General features: G+C 61.2%; 18 protein-coding genes. 2 read left to right on the top strand and 16 right to left on the bottom strand.

The genetic code is table 11. The features are described 5' to 3' along the window. Positions 1-6 precede the first annotated feature (6 nt). From DWZ01_RS00815 to rimP, 5 genes are all read right to left on the bottom strand, one after another. Positions 7-1,050: a bifunctional oligoribonuclease/PAP phosphatase NrnA gene (locus DWZ01_RS00815; RefSeq protein ID WP_117769587.1), complete on the bottom strand. Its 1,044-nt coding sequence runs from the start codon at positions 1,048-1,050 to the stop codon at positions 7-9. After that, positions 1,043-1,453: a 30S ribosome-binding factor RbfA gene (gene rbfA, locus DWZ01_RS00810; protein ID WP_117769586.1), complete on the bottom strand. Its 411-nt coding sequence runs from the start codon at positions 1,451-1,453 to the stop codon at positions 1,043-1,045. The genes DWZ01_RS00815 and rbfA overlap by 8 nt, the downstream gene beginning before the upstream one ends. A gap of 11 nt (positions 1,454-1,464) precedes the next feature. After that, entirely contained in the window at positions 1,465-4,179 is a 2,715-nt protein-coding gene (infB, locus tag DWZ01_RS00805; protein WP_117847640.1) for a translation initiation factor IF-2, read from the bottom strand. Between the two features lie 91 nt (positions 4,180-4,270). Continuing rightward, on the bottom strand, positions 4,271-5,518 hold the full coding sequence (nusA, locus tag DWZ01_RS00800) for a transcription termination factor NusA (RefSeq protein ID WP_006234042.1): 1,248 nt from the start codon (positions 5,516-5,518) through the stop codon (positions 4,271-4,273). 1 nt (position 5,519) lies between these two features. Next, the gene (rimP, locus tag DWZ01_RS00795) at positions 5,520-6,014 is read right to left on the bottom strand and encodes a ribosome maturation factor RimP (protein WP_117646596.1); all 495 of its coding nucleotides are present in this window, start codon (positions 6,012-6,014) and stop codon (positions 5,520-5,522) included. 370 nt (positions 6,015-6,384) lie between these two features. Between rimP and DWZ01_RS00790 the strand changes: the two genes are divergently transcribed. Next, positions 6,385-6,957, top strand: a complete 573-nt coding sequence (locus tag DWZ01_RS00790; RefSeq protein WP_117646597.1) for a hypothetical protein — start codon at positions 6,385-6,387, stop codon at positions 6,955-6,957. Between the two features lie 104 nt (positions 6,958-7,061). Here DWZ01_RS00790 and leuS read toward each other — a convergent pair whose 3' ends face one another. Next, on the bottom strand, positions 7,062-9,638 hold the full coding sequence (gene leuS / locus DWZ01_RS00785; RefSeq protein ID WP_117646598.1) for a leucine--tRNA ligase: 2,577 nt from the start codon (positions 9,636-9,638) through the stop codon (positions 7,062-7,064). Positions 9,639-10,008: 370 nt separating this feature from the next. Next, complete coding sequence (locus DWZ01_RS00780; protein ID WP_089571691.1) at positions 10,009-11,520, bottom strand: IMP dehydrogenase; 1,512 nt, start codon at positions 11,518-11,520, stop codon at positions 10,009-10,011. 193 nt (positions 11,521-11,713) lie between these two features. Between DWZ01_RS00780 and DWZ01_RS00775 the strand changes: the two genes are divergently transcribed. After that, complete coding sequence (locus tag DWZ01_RS00775; RefSeq protein WP_117646599.1) at positions 11,714-12,061, top strand: winged helix-turn-helix domain-containing protein; 348 nt, start codon at positions 11,714-11,716, stop codon at positions 12,059-12,061. A gap of 223 nt (positions 12,062-12,284) precedes the next feature. Here DWZ01_RS00775 and DWZ01_RS00770 read toward each other — a convergent pair whose 3' ends face one another. Genes DWZ01_RS00770 through DWZ01_RS00730 form a run of 9 tightly spaced genes read right to left on the bottom strand, consistent with a single transcriptional unit; the run spans position 12,285 to position 24,406 of the window. Continuing rightward, complete coding sequence (locus DWZ01_RS00770) at positions 12,285-13,271, bottom strand: PLP-dependent transferase (protein WP_199412358.1); 987 nt, start codon at positions 13,269-13,271, stop codon at positions 12,285-12,287. 39 nt (positions 13,272-13,310) lie between these two features. Further along, the gene (locus tag DWZ01_RS00765) at positions 13,311-13,976 is read right to left on the bottom strand and encodes a DUF4956 domain-containing protein (RefSeq protein ID WP_117716032.1); all 666 of its coding nucleotides are present in this window, start codon (positions 13,974-13,976) and stop codon (positions 13,311-13,313) included. 3 nt (positions 13,977-13,979) lie between these two features. Beyond that, positions 13,980-14,771 carry a polyphosphate polymerase domain-containing protein gene (locus tag DWZ01_RS00760; RefSeq protein WP_117847637.1) on the bottom strand — a complete coding sequence of 264 codons (792 nt, stop codon included), beginning with the start codon at positions 14,769-14,771 and terminating at the stop codon, positions 13,980-13,982. Next, a complete protein-coding gene (locus DWZ01_RS00755) occupies positions 14,758-16,527 on the bottom strand; it encodes a CotH kinase family protein (protein ID WP_117847635.1) in 1,770 nt (589 codons plus the stop codon). Before DWZ01_RS00755 ends, DWZ01_RS00760 begins: the two co-directional genes overlap by 14 nt. Then, a complete protein-coding gene (gene pelG / locus DWZ01_RS00750; RefSeq protein ID WP_117847633.1) occupies positions 16,517-18,061 on the bottom strand; it encodes an exopolysaccharide Pel transporter PelG in 1,545 nt (514 codons plus the stop codon). Before pelG ends, DWZ01_RS00755 begins: the two co-directional genes overlap by 11 nt. Before the next feature lie 3 nt (positions 18,062-18,064). Then, entirely contained in the window at positions 18,065-19,492 is a 1,428-nt protein-coding gene (gene pelF, locus DWZ01_RS00745; RefSeq protein ID WP_117847631.1) for a GT4 family glycosyltransferase PelF, read from the bottom strand. After that, positions 19,489-21,369, bottom strand: coding sequence for a DUF2194 domain-containing protein (locus DWZ01_RS00740; protein ID WP_117847629.1), 1,881 nt, complete (start codon positions 21,367-21,369; stop codon positions 19,489-19,491). The genes pelF and DWZ01_RS00740 overlap by 4 nt, the downstream gene beginning before the upstream one ends. After that, positions 21,366-22,271, bottom strand: coding sequence for a hypothetical protein (locus DWZ01_RS00735; protein ID WP_117847627.1), 906 nt, complete (start codon positions 22,269-22,271; stop codon positions 21,366-21,368). The genes DWZ01_RS00740 and DWZ01_RS00735 overlap by 4 nt, the downstream gene beginning before the upstream one ends. After that, the gene (locus DWZ01_RS00730; protein ID WP_117847625.1) at positions 22,268-24,406 is read right to left on the bottom strand and encodes a DUF4118 domain-containing protein; all 2,139 of its coding nucleotides are present in this window, start codon (positions 24,404-24,406) and stop codon (positions 22,268-22,270) included. The genes DWZ01_RS00735 and DWZ01_RS00730 overlap by 4 nt, the downstream gene beginning before the upstream one ends. Positions 24,407-24,423: the final 17 nt, after the last annotated feature.

Genomic DNA, 24,423 nt, shown 5'->3' with positions numbered 1-24,423 from the left:
AAAAAGTTAGAGCTCGACGGTCACCGAAGCGGGATCCTCCCCTACCAGCTCGGCCAGCATGGGAAGTGCCGCGGTGAGCGTCTCGGAAATCGTTCCGGCGTTGGTAAAGCCGGCGGCAGCGTGGTGCCCACCTCCGCCAAAATTGGCCGCAATCTCGGAAACATCAAGTTCGCCCTTGGAGCGCAGGTTACCGCGCACCTTGGTATCGCCCTCGATGCCCTTAAGGAACAGGCAGACCTCGACGCCCATCACTGAGCGCACCACATCGACCAGGCCGTCGCACTCATCAGAGGTGACGCCGCATTCCTTAAGGTCACTTTCGTACGCATAGCTATACGCCACGCGCCCGTGCGCGACCGTCTTGATGCGACCCATGACGATGGACTTGAGGTGCAAGAACTCGACACGCATGCTCTGATAGACCTCGAGCGCGACGCGTGCCGGATCGGCACCGTGCGCCACCAGGCGAGAGGCAGCATGAAACGCGGCAGCATCGGCGTTCTGATACTGAAAACGACCGGTGTCGGTGACCAGGCCACACAGCAGGCAAGTCGCGATGCTGTCGCTTGCGGTAATGCCACAATCGGCCAAAAAGCGGTCGATGATCATGGCGCAAGCAGCGGCATTGACACACCTAAGGCTGACCTCGGCAAACTCCTCACGCGCCGGGTGATGGTCAAAACACGCCACGTGGGCCGAACGACGCAGCACCTCGGCAGAATTATTGAGGCGCTCGACGACCGGCACGTCCACCGAGATGAACAGGTCCGGGTTGCCGGTGTAGGCAGAGGCCGGCACCAGCAGATCGGCACCCTCCATAAAACGGTAGATGCGCGGAACGGGATCGTCGTCTGCCAGCAGCAGGGCGATGTCCTTGTCGGGGAACACCTTCATAAGCGAAAGGCCCAGGCCCAACACGGAGCCCAGGGCATCGCCGTCGGGAGAGGTGTGACCCGAGATCGCAATGGAGGACGCATCCTCGATGAGCTCGAGGATGCGTCGTTTAATATCTGCAGACTCGCACGAGGCGAGGTCGGCGGAATTAGTCATCTAAAGCTGCCTCCTGGGCGACATCCGCTATCGGGTAGCCGTCCTCATCCTTTTCGATCGCAAGCGTGGCCGGAACGTTTTCCAGCGCACGCGTGATGCGCTCGGCCTCGTCGGTCGAGCGATCGATACGAAAATCGAGCTCGGGCGTGACGCGCCAATCAAGCGAGCGAGCCAACAGACTGCGGATGCGGCCCTTGGCGCTGGCGAGCGCCTCCATGACCTCATCGTAGCGGCTCGCATCGCACGACACGTACACGCGCGCGAACGAACGGTCCACCGCGACCTCGACCGCGGTCAGGGTGACCAGGTCGAGTCGCGGATCGGAAACCTCAAAGAGCAGGATATAACCGAGCTTCTCGCGGAGCTGCTCGCCCAAACGGCGGGTTGCCTGCGTTTGCTTCATAGCGCTACCCCCTACTCGGTACGGGCAACCTGGTCGATGCGGTAACCCTCGATCTGGTCGCCGGGCTTGATGTCCTGGAAGTTCTCCAGGCCAATGCCGCCCTCGGAACCGCTCTTGAGGCTCTTGGCCTCGTCCTTGTAGTGGCGCATCGAGGCAATCTTGCCGTTGAAGACCACAATGCCGTCACGCACCAGGCGCACGGAATCGGTCGCGGCGATCTCGCCCTCCTCCACGCGGACACCGGCGGCGATACCGACTTTGGGCACCTTGAAGGTGTCCAGGACGGTCGCGGTACCCGTGGAGACCTCGACCTCGGTGGGCTTGAGCATGCCGATACGGGCGGCGTCGAGCTCCTCGAGGCACTTGTAGATGACGTCGTAGCAACGGATCTCGACGCCCTCGCGCTCGGCGGCGGAGCGGGCCTTACCGTCGGGACGGACGCCAAAGCCGATGATGATGGCGTTAGAGGCGTCGGCCAGGACGACGTCGGTCTCGTTGATGGCGCCAACGGCGGAGTGGATCGTGTTGATGCGAACCTCGGACTGATCCATCTTGTCGAGCGAGTCCTGAAGGGCCTCGATGGAACCCTGGACGTCGGCCTTGATGATCAGGTTGAGCTCCTTGACCTCGGCGTCGGCAATGGTCTCGAAGAGGTTCTCGAGCGTGACGTGCTTGACGCGGCTCTGCTCCTCGATACGGGCCTTGAGCGAACGCTCGTCGGCAAGGGCGCGAGCCTCGCGCTCGTCCTCGAACACGCGGAACTCGTCGCCGGCGTTGGGCACAGACTGCAGGCCCAAAATCTCGACGGCGTCGGAGGGACCGGCCTCGGTGACGGCGCGACCCTTGGGGTCGAGCATAGCACGGACGCGGCCGTAGGTAAGGCCGGCGACCAGCATATCGCCCACGTGCAAGGTACCGCGGGTCACGAGCACGGTAGCGACCGAGCCGCGGCCCTTGTCGAGCTTGGCCTCGAGGACATTGCCGGAGGCAAAGGTGTCCGGGTTGGCCTTAAGCTCGAGCACGTCGGCCTGGAGCAGCACGGTCTCCAGAAGGTCATCGATACCGATCTTCTGCTTGGCCGAGATGTTGACGAACATGTTCTGTCCGCCCCACTCCTCGGGGATGACGCCGTACTCGGTGAGCTCCTGGCGCACGCGGTCGGGGTTGGCGCCCGGCTTATCGATCTTGTTGACGGCAACGACGATGGGTACGCCGGCGGCCTTGGCGTGGTTGATCGACTCGACCGTCTGGGGCATGACGCCGTCGTCGGCGGCGACGATCAGGATGACGATGTCGGTCACCTTGGCGCCACGGGCACGCATGGCCGTAAAGGTAGCGTGACCCGGGGTATCGATGAAGGTGATCTTGCGGTCGTTGATCATGACCTGCGAAGCGCCGATGGCCTGCGTAATGCCGCCCGCCTCGCCGGCAGCAACGCCGGTGTGACGGATGGCGTCGAGGAGGCTCGTCTTGCCGTGGTCGACGTGGCCCATGACGGTGACGACCGGGGCACGCGGCTTAAGGTCGGCGGGATCGTCGTAGAACGAGAAGGTGTTCTCCTCCTCGGGGGTGATGATCTTGATCTGACGGCCCAGGTCGTCGGCAACGAGCTCGACGAGGTCGTCGGACATGGACTGCGTCATCGTGAGCGGCGTACCCAGCAGGAACAGGCGCTTAATGATGTCGTTGGCCGGAACGTCGAGCGCCTCGGCAAGCTCCTGGACGGTAACGCCCTGGGAGACCTTGATGGCGTCGAGGTCCTCGGGGTTCACGCCCTGGGCCAGCGCCTCCTCTATCTTGCGCTCCTCCTGAGCCTTGGCAGCCTCGCGCTCGCGCTTCTCCTTGCGCTTCTTGCGGCGACCGGTGGACTCACGAGAGGCCTCCTCGACGGCAGCTCGAGCCTCCTCGAGCACCTTCTCGCGGCTGTACTCCTCGGCCTCGCGAGCCATGCGGCTGTAGTGGTCCTCTTCGTTGTTGTGACCGCCCTTGCGCTTCTTGCCCTTGCCCTGCTTATCGGGGTTGGGGAAGTCCATGCCGGCAGCGACGTTGTTGCTGGCGTTGGTGCGATGGCTGTGCGGACGGCTCTCGGAGGCGTTGCGCTCGGAGTTGTTGTCTGAGGCGTTGCGATCGTTACGACGGCCACCGCGGCGGTCGTTGTTGCCGCCACGACGGTTACCGCGCTCTGCGGCGCGCTCGGCCTTGGCCTTGTCCTCGGCGTCCTTCTTCTCCTTGAGCACGGTCTCCTGTGCGGCGATCTGGTCGAGCAGCGAACGGAAGCGCGAACCGGAGTCGGAAGCGGGAACGGCGCGGCGCTGGGCCTCGCGGGCAGCCTCCTCCTTCTCGCGAGCAAGGCGCTCCTGCTCGGCCTTCTTCTTGGCCTCGGCCTCGGCGCGGGCAGCCTCCTCGGCAGCCTGGGCTGCGGCAAACTGGCGGCGCTCCTCCTCGCGTGCCTTCTCGGCGGCGATGCGCTCGCGCTCGGCCTCGGCGGCGCGTGCGGCCTCCTCGGCAGCAGCTGCCTGCTCCTCGGCCTGCTTGGCGGCCTCGACTTCCTGAGCGCGGGCCTCGATCACCGAGGCGAGCTGCTTGCGGACCATGGCGACATAAGCGTCCTCCAAGGTGGAGGAAGCGGACTTAGCGGGAATCTTCATATCGGCGAGATGACCCATCAATTCCTTGGAGGTCATGCCGAACTCTTTGGCCAGGGTGGACACACGGACTTTTGCCATATGACTTCACCTACCCTTTCTGGCACCTTGAGTGCCTAGAGACTGAACGAGCGTGGGAGACGCGCCGGGACCCGCCCGGCGCAACCGCGCGCTAGATCAGGTCCTCCGCATCATCGAAGGCGTCGGTGTCGTGGACACCGCAGAAACGGGAGCCGGGACGAGCCTGGTTGCGGCACTGGATGCCGTCCTCGGACACGTACTCGCAGCGGCGGACGTCCTCGTCCTCCTCGTCACCGATCAGGTCGGCGGCGGGCTCCTCGTGAACGGGAACGTTCTTGAGGATGTCGGCGGCAAGCGTCTCGGACTTGATGTCGATGTGCCAGCCGGTCAGGCGCGCGGCGAGGCGGGCGTTCTGGCCCTCCTTGCCGATGGCGAGGGACAGCTGGTCGTCGGGCACGATGACGCCGGCGTAGGCCTTCTCCTCGTCGATGAGGACGCGGGTGACCTTGGCGGGCGACAGGGCGTTGGCGACGTAGACGGCAGGATCGGCATCCCAAAGGATGACGTCGACGCGCTCGCCACGGAGCTCGCCCACGACAGCGCGAACACGGCTGCCCTTGGGGCCGACACAGGCGCCCACGGGATCCAGACGGTCGTCGAGCGAGTGGACGGCGACCTTGGAGCGCTGGCCGGGCTCGCGGGCGATCGACTTGATCTGGACGGTGCCCTCATAGATCTCGGGCACCTCCTGCTCAAACAGACGACGCATGAGCTCGGGGTGGGTACGGGAGATGACAATCGGCGGACGGCTGTGCTCGCCACGAACCGGCTGCAGGTTGGAGTTGGGGTCGCGAACGTCGATGATCACGGCCTTGATATGCTGGTTGTGCAGGTAGCGCTCGCCCATCGGACGCTCGTTGCGCTCGTTCTCGTAGCGACGCTGATCGAAGTGCGGCAGCTCGGCCTCGACGCCCTCGCGGATCTTGACGATCGTGAAGTCGGGCGTGGACTGCAGCACGGTACCGCTGATGAGGTCACCGATGCGGCCGGAGAACTCCTCGTAGATCTGCTCGCGGGCGGAGTTGCGCACGATGGCGTTGATCTCGGCCTTAGCGTGCTGGGCGGCGATGCGGCTCGTGTTCTTGGGGGTGACGTCGATCTCCTCGAACTCGGTGAAGTTGCCCTCCTCGTCCATGGAATCGTCGATCGGCTCCAGGCGGTAGACGTAGATCTTGCCGGTGGTGCGGTCGATGGTCACCTTGGCGCCCCACTCAAGATGCAGGATCTCGGCATAGCTCTTGGCAAGCGACTGCTCCAGGCGGTCGATCAGGTAGAGCTGGTCGATGTGCTTCTCCTGGCAAAGCTCCATCAGGGCGGACATCATGTCGGATGCTGCCATCTTACTTTCCTTCCTTCGCGGGCTTGAAGTCATAGGTGGGCTTCAACTTGCACTTTTTAACATCAGAGAAATCGAGGGTAACGGACTCGCCGTCCTCGAGCTCGAGGGTCACGTTCGTCTCGGTGGCGGCGGCAATCTTGCCGGCGTACTTGCGACGGCCCTCGGTAGCGGTGGAGGTGAGCTCACAGTTCTCGCCAACAAAGCGGACAAAGTCGCACGGGCGGCGCAGCGGGCGCGCCATGCCCGGGCTCGACACCTCAAGCGTATAGCTCGAAGAGATAGGGTCGAGCTCCTCAATCACATCGCCGACCCACTTGGTGTTGGCCGTGACGTCGTTGAGCGACAGGCTCTGGCCCTCGGCACCCTCGATACGCACGCGCACGCAGGGGGCCTTGGTGGCGCCCACGAGCTCGACGTCGACGATGTCGACATCGTGCTGGGGAGCGACGGCCTCGAGCGCGTCGATGATCGCCTGCTCGGTCTTGGTCTTGACCATTGCGGCACCTCCATCCATACAAAAAAGAAGCGGGGCCGAAACCCCACTTCTTTCAATTACAACTTCATTTGCAAGCAAACTATACCAATAGCTGCGGAAACGCGCAAGCACAGTACGAATCTGCAGGTCAGCGTGCGCACAGGTTCTCCACAAGAAGAGGACAATTGACCGAAGAGCCCCATGCGGAGCAACCTCAACAGCCCCAAAACGGGCCATGCGTCCCAGCGTGCCGACCGAATCGGGCCCTATGGGCATTCCATCCCTGGGCGCACATCGGCCAGACTAGAGCCGAGAGGCATTCTGTAGCGAGAAAGCCTGCCGCACGCATTGACCGCACAACCTTCCAGCATCTCTACGGCAAGGAGGATCCATGGAACGCCTAGGCACCCTCTGCGCGACCGCGCTCGTCGTCGCTGCCTGCTCGTTCGCTCTGACGGGCTGCAACAACATCGATGGCAAAACCGGAACATGCGAACCGGATCGTGGCAGCACCAAAGCCATCGAGAAAACCGAACCCCCGGTAAGCTTCGACAAAATAGACGAAGACATCGACGATCCCCAGGGCTTAGGTCCCGACCCTCAAGAACAGTTCCCTATCGACCTTGAGGCAGACGAGAACGTCCATGTTACCTGCGTGGGCAAGGACACCGACGGCTACGGCGACGCCGCGCTCGTCTTTACGGTAACCAACAACACCGGTGTCGACATGATGTTTGGCGATGTGGACTCCTATGCCTACGTCAACGGCGTGGTCCGCGATGTGCGCATGCGCCAGCAGGTCGCAGCAGGCGAGGAAACGCGCGCCATGCTCACCTTTGTAGGCACCTTCGACGACCCGGACTTTAATGTGAACAACGACCTCAACGACATCTACCTCAACATTTGGATGATCGAGGAGCAAACGGGCAATGTTTACTTTAGGGACCTGGTACACATCCCGTAGAAGACGGTGCGACGCACTGACTAAGCAGGTCATACAACACAAAACGAGGGACGACCCAACCGGATCGCCCCTCGTCTTTTATGCGTCAGTTAAGTGCGCAGTGCTTACTTGACCACCAGGTTGACCAGCTTGCCGGGCACGCAGATGGCCTTGACGACCGTCTTACCCTCGAGCCACTTGGCGACGGCGGCCTCGGCGGCAGCCTGCATCTCCTCGTTGGAGGCGTCGCGGGCGACGTCGATGCGGCCACGGACCTTGCCGAGCACCTGGACGACGATCTGCACCGTGTCCTCGATGGACTCGGCCAAGTCGAACTCGGGCCAGGCGGCGGTGTAGGCGTTGCCCTCGCAGCCGAGGGCCTCGTGCCACAGTTCATCGGCCCAGAACGGGCAGATGGGGGCAAGGACGCTCACGATATCCTTAGCCACGCCGTAGCACAGCGCCTTGTCGCGGGCGGCACCCTCGGTGGCGTTGAGGTAGGCGCTCGCCGCGTTGACGAGCTCCATGACGGCCGAGATGGCGGTGTTGAACTGGCCGCGATCGAAGTCCTCGGTGCACTTGGCGATGGTGCGGTGACGCTCGCGATAGAGCTTCATCGCGACCTCGTCGAGCGCGGACTTGTCGAAGGCCACGTTGGCGTCGCCGGACTGGACGAGCTGCCAAACGATACGCCAGGCGCGCTTGATGAAGCGGTTGGCGCCCTCAACGGCCTTGGGGTCCCAGTCGAAGTCCTTCTCGGGCGGGGCGATAAACAGGATCGCCAGACGCATGGTGTCGGCGCCGTAGGGCTCGATGACCGAGCTCGGGGGCACGACGTTGCCCTTGGACTTGGACATGGTGTCGCCGTTCTCGTCCTTGACCATGCCCTGGCACAGCAGGTTGGTGAAGGGCTCGTCCACACTCAGCAGGCCCAGGTCGCGCAGTGCCTTGGTAAAGAAGCGGCTGTAGAGCAGGTGCAGAATGGCGTGCTCGATGCCGCCGATGTAGTTATCGACAGGCATCCAACGATCGGCAGCCTCGCGGGAGAAGGGCAGCTCGGTGTTGTGCGGGTCCGTATAGCGCAGGTAATACCAGCTGGAGCAAGTGAAGGTGTCCATGGTATCGGTCTCGCGCTTGGCCGGGCGGCCGCAGACCGGGCAGGTGGTCTCGTAGAACTCCTTGCACTCGGCGAGGGTCTCGCCGGCGCCCAGGTCCAGGTTCTCGGGCAGCGTTACCGGCAGCTGATCCTCGGGCACGGGCACGATGCCGCAGTGCTCGCAGTGGATAGCCGGGATGGGGTTGCCCCAATAGCGCTGGCGGCTGATGAGCCAGTCGCGCAGACGGAACTCGACCTTGCGACGGCCGCAGCCCATGGCCTCAAGGTCGGCCACAATCGCAGCCTCGCCCTCGGAGTGCTTGCCGCCACGCATGCCGGTGTACTTGCCGGACTGAACGAGCGTGCCCTCGGCAGCATGGGCGCAATCCCAGTCGACGGTCTCGGCATGGAAGGTATCAATGGTCTCGCCGCTGGCCTCGACGGCAGCGCGGTCGTCATCGTCCAGGATAATCGGCACAATAGGCAGGTCGTACTTGCGGGCGAACTCAAAGTCGCGCTGGTCGCCGCAGGGAACGGCCATGACGGCGCCGGTGCCGTAGTCGGCAACGACGTAGTCGGCAACCCACACGGGGACCTTCTCGCCGTTGACCGGGTTCACCACGTATCGGCCGGTAAAGGCACCGTGCTTCTCGAGGGTGCCCTGGGCACGCTCGACGGCGGAGATATGCTTGGAGTCCTCGACGATCTTGGTCACGGCCTCCTCGTACTCCGTACCCTCGACGAGCTCGTGCAGACGAGCGTACTCGGGGGCCAGGACAAAGAAGGAGACACCGAAGAGCGTATCGGCACGCGTGGTGAAGACGGTGATCTTGCCCTCGTCGCCCTCGATGGGCTCGCCATCCTTGTCGCACAGGGTAAAGTCGACCTCGGCGCCCTCGGAGCGACCGATCCAGTTGGCCTGCATCTGCTTGACGCGCTCGGGCCAGCCGGGGAGCTTCTCCAGATCATCGAGCAGCTCCTGGGAGTACTCAGTGATCTTGAAGTACCACTGCTCAAGGTCGCGCTTCTCGGGCTCGGTGCCGCAGCGCCAGCACTTGCCCTCGGTGACCTGCTCGTTGGCCAGAACGGTCTTGCAGGTGGGGCACCAGTTGACCGGGTTCTTCTTACGGTAGACCAGGCCCTTTTCCCACAACTTCTCAAAGATCCACTGACCCCAACGGTAATAATCGGGGCTGCAGGTCTTGACCATGCGATCCAGATCGTAGGAGAAGCCCATGCGCTTCATCGTGGCGAGCGCCTGGTCCATGTTCTTATACGTCCAGGCGGCAGCCTGCGTGTTGTGCTTGATGGCGGCGTTCTCGGCAGGCAGGCCAAAGGCGTCAAAGCCGATGGGGTGCAGAACATCGTAGCCGCGCATGCGGGCCTGACGGGCCATGGCATCGCCGATGGTATAGTTGCGCGCGTGGCCCATGTGCAGATCGCCCGACGGATACGGGAACATCTCGAGCACGTACTTCTTGGGCTTGCTGGCGTCGGTGTCGACGGCAAAAAGGTTGGAGTCCTCCCAGGCCTTCATCCACTTGGACTCAATGGCCTGCGCGTCGTAGGCAGGGATCTCATCCTTATGATCTGTGCAATCGCACATATCAGCTCCTTTAATCTTTAATGGGGTCGGTCGGCTTAGCTTTATTCGCTACTGCGGACAGTCCTGCGCAAGACGAAGAGCACATTAAGTGCTCTTCTTTGCGTGCGGAACTTGTAGCGAACAAAGCTAAGCCGCCCGACCCTAAGGTTAACTTGACTGATGATAGCAAATACAACAAGCGAGATGTCTGCGACTTGCAGGCATCTCGCTTTATCTAAATAACGTGGTTGATACTCAACCTTTATGTGCAACCCGTTCTAGAACGAACGGGTTTTCCAAGTGCCGCAGATTGCCGTGAAAGAGGAGCGAGGCGTACTTTGGTACGCGAGCGACGGTTTGAACGGCAAGGTGCGGTGCCTGGGAAAGCCGCTTATCGATAAGATACGGACTGCTGGGAGTCCTTAACCACAACGTCGTGGGCGCCGCCTTCGACGATGGAGGTGGAGCTGACCAGGGTCAGGCGTGCCTTTTCCTGGAGCTCGGGGATCGAGAGGGCGCCGCAGTTGCACATCGTGGACTTGACCTTGTAGAGCGTGCCGCCCACGCCGTCCTTGAGGGAACCGGCATAGGGAACGTAGGAGTCAACGCCCTCGACGAAGCTGAGCTTCGCCGCGCCGCCCAGGTCGTAGCGCTGCCAGTTGCGAGCACGCGCAGAACCCTCGCCCCAGTACTCCTTCATGTACTGGCCGTTGACGTTGACGCGCTCGGTCGGGCTCTCATCGAAGCGGGCGAAGTAGCGACCCAGCATCATAAAGTCGGCACCCATAGCAAGGGCGAGCGTCATGTGGTAGTCGTATACGATACCGCCGTCGGAGCACACGGGCACGTAAACACCGGTCTCCTCGTAGTACTCGTCACGGGCGCGGCAGACGTCGATCAGCGCGGTGGCCTGGCCACGACCGATACCCTTGGTCTCGCGAGTGATGCAGATGGAACCGCCGCCGATACCGACCTTGATGAAGTCGGCACCGCAGTCGGCCAAGAAGCGGAAGCCCTCGGCGTCGACGACGTTACCGGCACCGACCTTGACGTCCTCGCCGTAGTTGGCGCGAATCCACTCGATGGTGCGCTTCTGCCACTCACTGAAGCCCTCGGAGGAGTCGATGCACAGGACATCGGCGCCAGCCTCGATGAGCAGCGGCACGCGCTCGGCATAGTCGCGGGTGTTGATACCGGCGCCGACCATATAGCGCTTGTCGTTATCGAGCAGCTCGTTGGGGTTGGTCTTGTGGCTGTCGTAGTCCTTGCGGAAGACGATGCCCATAAGGTGATCGTTGTCGTCGACGATAGGCAGAGCGTTGAGCTTGTTGTCCCAGATGACGTCGTTGGCAACCTTGAGGCTGATGTTCTTGTCGCCCACGATAAGCTGCTCACGCGGGGTCATGAACTCGGAGACCTTCTTCTGGTGGTCATCGCGGCTGGGGCGATAGTCACGGCTGGTGACGATGCCCAGGAGCTTGCCCTTGGGAGTGCCATCGTCGGTGACCGGCATGGTGGAGTGGCCGGTCTTCTCCTTGAGCTCGATGACCTGCTCCATGGTCATGTCGGGGGTCAGCGTGGAATCGGACTGAACGAAACCAGCCTTGTGATCCTTAACGGCCTTAACCATAGCAGCCTCGGACTCAGGGGTCTGAGAACCGTAAATGAAGGACAGGCCACCCTCGGTAGCGAGCGCGACACCCATGTCGACGCCCGAGACGGACTGCATGATGGCGGAAACCATGGGGATGTTCAGGGTGATTGCCGGCTTCTCACCGCGCTTAAAGCGGGTTAGCGGCGTCTTAAGAGAGACGTTGTTGGGGATGCACTGCGAGGACGAGTAGCCAGGGACCAGCAGATACTCCGAAAACGTGTGGGACTCACCGGGAAAGAACGTAGCCATGTTTCTCCTTTTTCCATGCGACCGGTCGGCTGCAGGCCTCGTAGGACCCAGCCCAACCTTGGGCGCCCAATACTGGGGAAGTATCTTAACGCACTTTGACTGCTACAATGCATGATTTAAGAAGAGCACACGAGGGTTTGACGCAGGCTTTGCGTTTACCCAGCAAACACTTTAGTGGGGAGACGTGGAGCACATGGAGTACAAGACGACGGCAAAGCTGGTCATTCAAGCGTGCGACAAAGACCTGCCGGGCGTGTTCGGCCATGGCTGTGTCTTGCTGCTGCAGGGCATCGCCCGCGAGCACTCGCTCAACCGCGCCGCCAAGAGCATGGGCATGGCGTATTCCAAAGCCTGGCGCATTGTGAACGAGGCGGAAGGACAGCTGGGCTGCAAGCTCATCGAGCGCGACGGCGCCCGCGGATCATCGCTCACCCCCGCCGGCGAGCGAGCCATAGCGGTCTACGAGGAGCTGCAGGCCGACATCAACCAAGTAATTGCCGCAAAGGCCAACGACCTCATCGCCAGCATCAATGCAGAGTAGTCCTTTTAGGCCGTTTTTAGCCCACAGCGCCCTCGGGTCGAGGCTCGCGCCACAAAACGGGCCCATCTACTACGTTTAGTTGAATACCCACGACCATACCGGACATTATGAAAATAAAACCGCTGGTAAACAGCTTGGTAATTTTCAAAATAGGCGGGTGCGGTCGACCCCTATTGCTTAAACGTAGTAAATAGGCCGTTTTCGTGACACAGACCCCGATTAGCTACTTGCTAAGGGCGTTATCGAGAGTGGCAGCCACCTGCAGAGGGTCGTCTGTACCGGCGAAGAGGCGGATGGCGCTCCCCTGCTTACCGCGCGGGGCCGAAAGGCGCGTTGTTGAGCCGCCGGCGGGTGATGTGCGGAATTCGTCCGGCAGTATGCTAAAAAATTCACCCGCGATGCAGTCCATCAGGTCAAACTCTACTGCCGGGCCAAAACCGTGCTCCAGGATGCCGGTCGCGATGGCATGGTCGGGATGCGAGGTCAGCCCGGGATAGCGCACGTTGCGTACCATCTCGTTGGCGGCCAGATACTCGGCCAGCGCACGGGCGCGGTCGAAGTGGGCCTGCATGCGAGCGTCGAGCGAAGACAGCCCCCGCTCCAGCATGCAAGCCTCATTAACAGAAAGGTCGAGTGCAGACGCACCGCAATCCGCAAGAAGCGCATACGCACACTCGGCGGCGGCATCCACGCGATGGCGCTTAAGCTGCGAGCGCGCCACCGAAGCGGCGACGAGTTTGCGCGGCGCAACGCCGGCACACACACGGTCGAGCGCCTCGAGCGAAAGCACGGCGCCCAGACGCAGCGGGTTGCACCCAAAGACGCCTGACACAGTGTTATCAACCACGAGCAGCGCATGCGGCTCACGAGCGGCGCGGCCCAGAGCGCGAAGGTCGGGCACACGCAGACCAAACCCGCCGATGGAGTTGACGAACCACCACAGGTGCGGCCCCTCGGCATCAAACGAAGCATCAAAGCCTTCGGACGCAGCAGCAAACGCCGCAGCCGCGGGCTCCCCCACCAGCGCAACATCGCAGCCATCAAAGCCGCAGGCAAATGCATCGGCAAAGTCGTCCGCAAAGGCCACCAAGCGATCGCCGGGCTGCACAATCCCCAGCATCGACAGCGCCGCCGGCACATGCGAGGCCGCAACAAGACACGTTTCACGTGCGCCGGCCCTCACGGCCCAGGTCTCTTCAAGCTGCCGCACGTCCAAGCGACACCGCCCCTTAAATAAAACTGAACCAAACTAGCCGTGATATTCGCCGTTGTATTGGATGAGCGTTAGATCTTCCACGCCATCGAGTGCGCGGATGGCGTCGGCATAGGGCATATCCACACCGTCCGAGAACACCTCGACGGCCATTTCGACCTTGTCACCGCGCATCGTCTTGGATTTGACGGTGAACTTGGTGCGCCCAAATGCACGCACGATATCATCGCCGGTGGTCTGCCCCGTGTAGTGAATGACCATCATGTACACGCGCGCCTTGTCCTGATGGCTCGCAAAGCCGGCAATCATCACCACGATCACCACCGCCGTGAGCCCCACGAGCGCATACATACCGGCTCCCGCCGTAATGCCCGTGGTAATGGACCAAAACAGATACAGCAGGTCGAGCGGGTCCTTGACCGCCGTACGGTAGCGGACGATAGACAGAGCACCGACCATACCAAGCGAGATGACCACGTTTGTCGAGATCGCGAGCGTGACCATGCAGGTGAGCACGCACATGCCCACGAGCGTCACGGCAAAACTGCGCGAATAGACCACGCCAGTAAAAAAGCGCTTGTACACGTAGTAGATCAGGATGCCCATGGCGAGCGCCACGAGCAGCGAAAGGCCGATCTTGGCAGGGTCGACCTGGCCAAACGCCTCCAAGACGGAGTTCTTAAAAAAGTCCCTGGTGCTCATGGTCTAAATATCCCCTCGGTTCCCAAAATCCGATTCCCAGTAGTTAAAACCGCGCAGGTAGGCGGTCTTGTCATAACACAGGCAGTACTTAGAGACCGCCGTGAGTTCGGCCGCACCCGGCGGCACCATATCGCGCACCAGCTGCGGGCAAAACTCGGTAAACTTGACCTCCATCACCAGCTTGCCGGGCTCCAGCACGGGCAACGCGGGCAACGTCGCGTCAAAGATGTCAAAGCTCCCCACCGCCGCACGCACGTTGCTATCAAAGGTAATGCGCACGGTGCCCTCGTCCATCACCCACGGCTCGCGCTCGTAGTCCACGATGGTCCGCGGGCGCATCATATTACAGATGCACTCGATGTAGAACTCGCGACAGAGCGGATAGGGGCTCCTCAGCAAAAAGTCGTAGTCGCCAGCCAGAATCTGCTCGAACTCGTCACGCGTGAGCGGCGCGTCCTCCTTGTAGATCCAGCTGCCGTACTTCTTTTTGCGCTCGAGCTTAATCACCTTGTCGCTGCCGTTATAGATGCGCACGCGATACTTTTTGCGCATGAGAATACCGGCGTCTTTTTCCTCGTAGGCCGAGTTGCAGTAGTCGTCAAAGTACAGGCTGCGAATGGTATAACCGCCCGCCTGCGCATGCTTGTCCAGCTTAAACACAGGCGCCATGCGACAGGCAAGCGCGGCGTGCTCGCCCTCGTTAATGAGATATTTGAGCTCGTGGCGGTAACGCTCCTGCGTGGCACGCACAGGCGGAGCTGCCAAGCGCTCAAGCAGCGCGCTAGCCCTCCTCATACGTATCCTCCACGACCTTACCGCCGTCCTGCACGTAAAAACACTTCATGCCGTAGTGCTTGCCGTCGTCGGTCACATAGTAGTCAAACGCATCTTGCGTATAGCCGTCGGAGTTGGTGGCGCGCACGCGCACAAAATACTGGCCGGCATCGGGCGCATCACAGGTCACCTCGGGAAGTAGCACGTCCTCGGCCTTAAAAAGCACGTCGCTTATGGCATAGTCGCGCGCCAGCTCCACGGTATAGCGAATGTCACGCGCTTTAAAGTCGTAGGACGCATCCCAGTTCATACGCAGCTTACCGTTATCGATCTGCGGCACGCCAATGTAGAACGGCATGGGCTTTTTATAGCTCTCGCAGTAGCTCTTATAGTTCTCCTCGATCTCGGAGGGAATCGCCGCGGCGATCTGCTCGTATTGGTCCTTGGTGACAGGCAGATTGTCGGTATCGGGCGAAGCAAAGACCAGCGATTCGGTAACCTCGCGATAATGTTTGATCATCTTGGCCAGGCGCGCCTCGGTCATATACGAGCGCAGGTCCTTTACGGCGCGGTCGAGCTCACTGCGAAACGCCTTACTGCGCAGCGCACGATTGAATAGCACGTTGCCCCAGTAGTTGCTTACGCCGCGCTCCCAGCTCGCATAGTCCGAGAACCCGGTAAGAGAAAGCTCCAGCTTACGCAGCATGCCGTCGTTATCCCAATCCAGGATATACCAGACCTTGGAGTTAAGCGGGCTGTACAGATAGCAGTTACGGTTCTGCGTATCGCAGTTGCCCGTCAGGATCTGAAACGCCAGCCAATAGACCAGATTCTCGGTATCAAAGTAGGTGTCGAGCACGTTATCGATCTTTTGCGATTCGTCGTTGAGCGCATCGAGCATCTCGATGAGCTTGGTGTGGTCCGAATCGCCCTTAATCTCGAGCATGCCCTCGAAGTTTGCCTGGTTGTAGTCGGGATCGTCGGCAAGCTTAATGGTGTCCTCGTAGCGATGGAAATCAAAGCTGTTCACCTTGTACAGGTACCCGCTCTTATCCAGGCCATGTGCCTTAAGCGCCGTCTTGTTGAGCTGCTCCACCTGCGTAAACAGGCCGTAGTCCTCAAAGGTATCGTTGGACTTTTCGGTCTGGTCGCACACCCACAGATGCACAAACTGCGTACGCAGGCCCATCATCTGGGGAATCCCGCGGATAAGGTCGTAGGCCATCTTGTTGCGAAAACGCATACCCTCGCCCATGTGCTTGTTGAGCGCAATCGCGCGCTGTTGGCGCCAGGTGCCCTTGCCCTTTTTGAGCTCCACCTTGTAATTCTTTTGCGTGTAGGAGCTCGATGTCTGGCCGCGCACCTGCACGGTGGCATTGGGCGCTTCCTCGCCATAGCCAACCTCGCCGGCCACCGGGCCGTCTTCGTCGCCCGCCTGCAGCAGGCCCATAACCTGATAGCGCGTCACGCCCATGTCGGCATAGTCATACACCGAGTACGTGTTGATCTCGGCCCAGCTATGGTCCGTGTTCTCGGAGCTGTTGCCGCGAGAGACCGTCAGATACATGGTCACAATGCCCGAGTCATCATAGACCTCGTACAGCTCGTCCTTATCGCGCAGATGCTTGGACTGGTCGGAGGCCTCGGCCTTTTTAATCTTGTCCTGCTTTTTTACCTTATTTGTCGAGGATTCGTCCTGAGATGAGCAGCCCGAAAGCAGCAGCGCGCCGGCAGCCGCCTCGATCAGACAGCGGCGAGACATCAACTTATCGATCATCAGAACCTCCCCAATGGTTGCGATACACGCGAACTACTGCGCGCTGAAACGCGCCGTGCGGCACGCCCTTGCAGCGGCACTCCTCATAGCGCTGCTCGGCACGGTCGAGCAAGCGGCCCAGCTGTGTAAAACGACCCGTTTTGTCGGTCGCCACAATGGGCTGCTGACTCAGGATACGATACGGTAAGTTGGCGGTATAGGTATCGAGCCGCAGCAGCGCCACGATAAAAAACACCACCGCACCCAACAAAAAGCCAAAGCCGTAAAACTGCTGCGGCAAAAGCAACGACACGGCGGTCGCCAGCCCTGCCACACCGGCAAACAGGCCCGAGGCCAGAACGGCTCCCTTGTAGTCGGTAAAGTACAGCAAGATAAGCAGGATCGTGTTGCCCACGGCATACAGGCCGTAGCCTACGCATAACGTGCGAAAATACCCGTGCATAAGATTGTTAAAGCCCAGCGGCAGGGCCGAGAGCACTGTGGTCTCGAGCGAGATGACCGCCGCGGTCACAAACAGCTGCTTGAGCGCGCAAAAGCGCAGTTCGCTGTTGAGCGTGGAGAGCATCTCCTCCTCGGCCACCACAATATCGCCCACCACGCCGCCGTCGTTAAACAGGCTGTAGTAGTCACGGTAGCGCGGATAGAAATTGACCTCGACCGACACCACAAAGTTGACGGTCGTGACCAGAATGGTCAAAAACGCAAGCAACGCCGGCACATCATGATAGGGCGCGCCGTAAAACAGGCCTTTGACCCACACGCCAATGGGCCCTGCCCAAATAATCACCAGGTGCGCAAAGAGCCCCAGGTTGGTAAACAGGCCCGTGAGCGCCAGCGGCATAAACTGATCGAGCCAGCGCAAAAAGAGCCAGGGGCTGCGGTCGTTCTGCGGAAAATACCGGTACAGCAGTACCACATCCCAGGCGAGAATGACGCCGTAGCCTAGGGCGATTGACGCCAACAGGCCCTCGACCGGCGGCAGCCCCAGTGCCAGCGCGGCCAGGGCGCACAGGCACGCCACACCAATGGCAGCCGCAAAGCTGCACAGGATACCGCGGTAATCTTTGATGGCCGTGAGGTAGCTCATGCCATTCCAGTTGACGATCATAATGTTGAACAGCCACAGGCACAGCAGCCCCTGCAGCAGCGTGGCGCCCGAGAACAGCAAAAAGACGCCGTAGAGCACCGTGCCCGCAACGAGCATGATGGCATTAGACCCCCAAAACGAAGGCAGGATCTCATCCTCGCGCTCGGCAAAGAGCATGTCGGCCAAAAAGCGCGTGACCGGCATGGAGAAAAAGCTTGTGAGCGTGAGCGATGCCAGCAGCGTATAGGTCACCATGCACACCAGCAGATCCTGGTTGGCGCGGCCCACACCCCACAGACCGCACAGCACCAAGATACCCACCTGGAGCAGCACGCCCAGCAGCATGGGGCCCGTGCACACAATGCCAGCGTAGCCATAGGCGCGCATCGTGGCAAACAGACCCTTGCGCCTAAACAGGCGTTTGAGCTCAAAACCGATTCCGGCCACCGGCTACTCCCCCTCTCTGGGCAGGTCAAACGCTTGCGCCGTCTCGTCGTACAGCGCGCGATAGTTGGCGAGCATCTGCTCGTGCAAAAAGTACGTGGCAACGCGACGCTGGCCACGCTCCCCCATCTCAATACGACGGGCCCGGCTCACGCACATGCGCTCCATGGCATCAGCCAAGCCCTTGCGATACATAGGCGGCGTCACAAAACCCGCCACGCCAAAGTCGTCGCCCGGGGCGCCTTCGAGCAGCTCGCGGCAGCAGCCCACCTCGGTCGTCACGCAGGGACGGCGCGCTGCAAGCGACTCCAGCACGCTGAGCGGCTGGCCCTCGGAGATGCTCGTCAAAATGGTAAAGTCAAGCTTTTCCATGTACTCAACCACGTTGACGCGGCCGGTAAAGATCAAGTCGCGCACGCCCAGGGTATCGACCAGCGCGTGACACTCGGCGCCGTACTCCTCGTCATCCACGCCACCCATGATGTGCAGGCGCACGCGGGGCAGGCGCTCGTGCAGCTCAAAGAAGGCATAGATCATGGTCTTGACGTCCTTGATGGGCGCCAGGCGCACCACCGCGCCAATGTCCACCCAGCCGTCATCGGGCTTTAAGGGAATGTCCTTAAAGCGATCGAACTGGATGCCGTTGGGGATGACCAGGCACTTGTCCGCATCGCAGCCCATGTCGATCTGCGTCTTACGGGCGTTATGGAACAAACTGGTCACGCGGAAGGCGCGACGGTAGATCTCCTCCGAAAGCAGGTAGAAAAAGCGGATCCAGCGGTCCTTAAACGACGGCACCACCCAGTCAGCGCGAATGATCTCTTCCTCGCGTTCGCGAGTATAGATGCCATGCTCGGTCAGCAGCACCGGCGCATGGTGAACGCTTGAGCCCAGGCAGGCGAGCAGGCCACCGTAGCCGGTCGAGATGGCGTGGTACACATCGGCCACCGGCACCTCGCTGCCCAGAAGGTAGAGCACGGGCAGCAGCATGGAGCGCATGGTGTGGAATGCATCGGCAAAGGGCGTGTATGGGTACTCGGCCAGGCACACGTCGCGAAAGATATCCATAAAGGCGCGACTCTGCAAAAACGAGAGCGGATGCACGCGACGGCGCTGGAAGATATCGAATAGCACGTCCCAGTCCGGATTGGAGAGCGACACCAGGCGGCGCAGCGCCTCGCGCTCGCGGGCGTTAAAGTCGGCCTCTTCTTGCTCGCCCGATAGGCGCAGGGCGTCGTCCAGAAACACCTCGTGCACCTCGACCACGTTGCCGGGCAGCTCGTAGACAAACTTGCCGCGGTCGACAGCATGCGCGCCAATCACCCACAGCACAAACTCGTGCTCGGGCATGGCCTGTATGTAGCCGTGCATCCAGGTGGACACGCCGCCGTGCACATAGGGGTAGCAACCCTCGAGTACCAAGCAGATTCTCATTTGTCGCCACCCTCCTTGCGTGCAATGGTCACCGTCTTGTCCGTGGCTTTGACCAGGTACAGGTCGCCCGTCAGATGCGTAATCTCGCCACCCGTGACTGCACCGGGCTCACCGTTGTTGGCGCGGAACACGAGCCACGCCTCGTCGTGGAAATTGCCCAGGCTGAGCGTCCAGGCATCCGCACTTGTATCCACGCTCACCGTCACGGACGAAAAGCGCTGGATGGCGCCCGAGCATTCCGAACCGGTCTGGCGCCGCAGGTCGGGCGCAGACTTGGTAAGCCACTCCAGGTAGTTGGTCAGACCGCCCTTGTAGACCTCCCAGCCCTCCTTGGCGCCGCGATCGGGATCGAGCAGATCATCCGGGTGCATAAAGTGCGTACTCACGTAGTGCATGTTGAGCTCGGACACGGCTGCCAGACGCATATAGGAATCGTTGACCATGCCGCCCGAGACAATACGTGGCTGCTCCACAATGCCATCGCTCGCCACGCCAAACTCCTGCACATAGGGCAAGACGGTGCCATCCTCAAAATACGTACTGGCGATGGTCTTAATGCGCGGAACGTCGGTGCCAATAAGCTTGCGCGCACGGGCCGAAAGGATATTCGACGGTGGCACATAGACCGAGCCGTGCGCGTTGGGCAGCACCTCGTCCTGAAAGGCGATGAGCTCGTTGAGCGACGCGACGAGCGTTTCCTCGTTCTTCCACGTCTTGTAGTCGTACAGCTTGCCATAGTCGGTATCCCAGAGCGCCAGAGGCTGATGGTTGTAGCCGTGAAAGCCCAGCTCTCCGCCCATCTGCAGCAGCATGCCGCCAAAGTAGCGGAACTGCGTGGTATCGGCCTGGCGCGCGGGCTCGGTCTGGTTGACCGCGTCCTCGTAGTTTTCGATCATCACGCCGGTAAAGCGAATGCCATATTTTTGCGCGAGCTTTTGCAGATCGGGCCACCAAACCTTGGTGTAAAAATCGGCAATGGAAAGCCCGTAGTCGCGCTTGATGTAGGTGCCATCGCCCGAGGGCACGGGGCTGGGAAAGTCGTCTAGGTAGAAAACGGCACTGTTGATGACCGGATAGGCCGTGGCATCGCCCAGCAGGCTGATCGCCGCGGCGTAAAAACCGCGCATAACCTTGTCATAGATACCGATATTGCATACCACGGTGCGCCCGCTACCGCAGTCATTCGACCAAATGAGCGGGGCGCCCGCATCGCCGGTCTTAGCCCACACACGAGCCGTCTCGCGCAGCGAAACCGAAAGCGACGAATCGAAGGGGTCCGAGAGCTCGTAGCGCTCTCCCCCGCCCAGCATAAAGTCCTCGCTCGGCACAATGCTTTCGGCTTTTACATAGTCATATCCGGCCGATTCAATGCCAAGCTTGGGGGCAATTACTTGCAGATAGCTCGAGTTATCCGGAGGCATGGCGAGCATAAGCGAACCACCGGCACTCACCCAACTCATAATGTCACTCAGGTGCGTACCGAGCCCATCGAGCGACGGCATGAGCAAAATCACGCGATCGAAGGAGGTCAGCGAGGGAATGGCATCCACGCCGTCCAGGGCAAGGTCCACGTCGCGGTGCGCGATCTTCATGTCGAGCAGGATCTGGTCAAACTGCTCCTTTACGTCCTCGACGCCAGCTTGGTCGGAATCGGTAATGACCAGGCACGTGGGCTTTTGGCCAAATATTGCGGAGGAAGCCGGCACCGCATCGTTGGCGGCAAGCATCCCCAGCTTATGCTGGCCCGCACTGTACTGCACGCCGGCGCGCTCCACCAGCAGCACGGCCGCCATGGCAATAAAGACCGCCCACACCACAAGCAGCCCCATCCAGCGAAAATGGCCCGCACGGTCGCGGATATGCTGCACCACGCTCATCGGGCCTCCTCTCCGTTGCGCCAAAACGCCAGTTCCTCGCGGTTGGCGGCGCTCAAGTATACATGCTGTTTGTCAATCGCATCGATCACGCGGTGGACCTCGTCACCGTCGCGGCGCATCACCGCCAGGCGCAGGCAAAGCATCCAAACCTCCTGCTCCTCGGGCACGTCGAGCACCAGCTGGTCGGTCACGGCCTGCGCCTCGTCGATCTGTCCGACATCGGCCAGCGCCGTCGCGTATCGAATGCGAAGCTCAAGGGTGTCCTCGCGCTCGCAGCGACGCGCAAGCAAGCGCGCGTACTGTTGGCGTTGAATCTGAGCCACGCGCCCCTCAGCCAAGCCCGAGCCCAAGTATTCACCAAGAAAATCGCAGTATTCGTTGAGGTTTTGCGCGCTCGGGTCCGTCTTAAAGGCACGCTCCAGCTGCTGCAGTTTAAGGTCGGACTCCTTGGAGATCTGCGCCACCGCCGTCGCGGCATAGTGAGCCACCTCAACGTCGTCGTTAAGCTTAGCCGCCTGCAGCTGCGCCAGGTACGCGTCGGGCTCCTCGGTGAGCATGGAGAGCATTAGGCGGCGCCGGTCTGCCGGGTCGTTGACGATGAGCGCCTCCTCGAGCGGGATCACGCCTGCATCGGCATCACGTTCGTGCACTAAGATGCTGCGATGCAGGTCGTCGTTGAAGCGCAGCGACTCCAGCGCAGACTCATTCAGTCCCTCGCCAAACACCGCGCTGCAGACCGATAGCAGAACCACCAGCAACGGGCCCCACAGCGGCACCAGCACTATCACAGGCAGCATGTGCCCGCGCACCGGCAGCAGGCCCAACTTCATGAGCGTCCACAGCACCAGGCAAACCAGCGCATGAATCAGCAGCAAGACGGCAGCAACGACAAGCGAGATCAAGCGGCACCCCCCTCACCGTCACCGGTGTAAGAGATGTGCTGCAACAGCGCCACGATATCCTCGCCGTCGACGGGCTCCACCTCAATCTGCTTTTCGCTCAGGCGCTCGCGGATAATGGGCAGATCGCATGCCTTTGCCTGGCGCATAAGCAGGTAGAGCACGTCGCCGTCGATCAGGCCCGCCGCATCGCTCTCGCGGATCGCCGACCCAATCGCGCCCACCAGCTCGCCGATAGGCTCCATGCCTGGTACCACGCGCAGGAGCAAAAAACTCCCCATCTTGCCATCTGCCAGCGCCTGCTCGGCCGCGAGCTCTTGGCCAAAGGCAGCCTGCTTGAGCACGCAAGTGCCGTCAACGCAGCGTTTATCCTGTGCCACCGCCTCATAGTCAAAGGCACGGCCCAGCGCGCTTTCGACCAGGCCACACAAGATGCGGAACAGGTTTTGGTAATAGAGGGTCATTTGGTTTTCGGCCGCGCGACGCACAAAGATCAACACGGCGGGTGCCCCATCGCGCTCGATCGTATATCCAAACATGGGAAGCCCCGGCATCAGTTCGCGGTTCACCCACAGGTTCGAACGACCCCCGTCGCTCAAAAGAGGTGCAAGCTGCTCAAGCGTGAGCGAACGTGCGGCATCTTCGGCAATCGCGGGACTTGCCGCCACCAGGCGTGCAAATGCCCCGCCCGAAACATGGTAGATCGCCACCGAATCGTTCTCGAGGATCTCGCCCAGAAGCTCGCAGCACTTGCGATAGATGTCGCGAGGGTTGAGCACGTCGAGCTCCTGCGTCACGGCAAAGATCTTGCCAAAGCTGTCGTGGCGACCCACGATCTGGCGCCTGTACGCACGCTTGTCCTCGATCGCGTCGTGATAGAGCTGCGTAAGGAACGTATTGCGGTTGCGCACGAGCTCGTTTTGATCGCGCTCCGCCCTAATGGCTTCGCTGTTGCGCAGCTGCACATAGCCGCACACGGCACCCACAACAAAGTACGCAATAAACGGCAGCCAGTTGGACGGCTCGTAGAACAGGCCCTGGAAGGTATAGCCGTACAGAGTAAAGTAACTCGCAGCCAAACCCACCGACGCCAGCAGCGCCGCAACCAGGCCAAAGTCCAAGCCATACAGCGTGCCGATCAGCACCACGTAGAGCAGGCGATAATCGAGCACGTTGAGCTGGGTCGATTGGGAGAACAAGCGCTCCAGCACTTCAAAGAGCACCCAGGCGGCTGCCGTCTCCAGGCATTTGACAGGCAGCGTGCGCATTTGAATGCGGTCGATGGCCGCGCGCAAGGGGTTGACCTTCTTTGCGCGGCCAGCATCCCAACGCGCTTGAATGGTCGAAAGATCGCGCAGCAAGTCGTAGCGCTGAAACCAGCCATAGCGCACGCGAGCGACGTCGCTGACGGGCAGGACGTAACCAGCAGAATCGCCATAGGCAGCTGAAAGCCCTGGGAACAGCGCCTGAAGAGCCTCGCCCACTTCACCCGCCGTGTGATGGAAGGCATCGGCAACGTCGAGCGTCTCAAAGTTACCATCCCAGCTGTCGAAGATACGGCGCACCAGCACCGCAAGCTCCTCGGCACACAGCAGAGGAAACGCCGCATCCTCCGCGCCCTGTAGAGCGACCGATCCGGTTGAGCACGCGTCGAACAGCGGCACCAAAAACGGGTCCTCCAGCGCGGCAGACGCGGTATACAGGAAGGGCACGCGCAGGATCTTGGTCTGAACGCCCTCGCGAGCAGCGTAGTAGCGGCACAGGTCGTTGGCTGCGCGCGCGATAATGCCCTTGCCCGTTCGCCCCGCGGCATCGGCGGCACCCTCGGCACCTGCGGGCCCTGCTATATACAACAGCTGGATCCGGCGACCCATGCACGCGCGAAAGACCGAACGCAGCAGCTCGATATCGCCCACGCTATCGATATGCGGGGTAAGGTAATTAGAAAGGTAGACCACGCGGTCGAACTCATAGGCCTGCTCCAAGTGCTGGAGCAGCTCTTTCCACGAGGCATGGGGCGACGACTCGTCGCGGCGCGTGTCCTGCGCGGCTACAACCTGCACATGGTCCCCGGGGAACGCCTTGGCACAAAAGTCATCGTCAACATATGCGGTGTTGCCAACAACCAGCACTTCCATGGCGCACCCCTCCCCTA

Origin of the sequence: Collinsella sp. AF28-5AC (assembly GCF_003457875.1) — a bacterium.
Taxonomy (GTDB): Bacteria; Actinomycetota; Coriobacteriia; order Coriobacteriales; family Coriobacteriaceae; genus Collinsella.
This window is presented reverse-complemented; position numbering and strand designations above follow the sequence as displayed.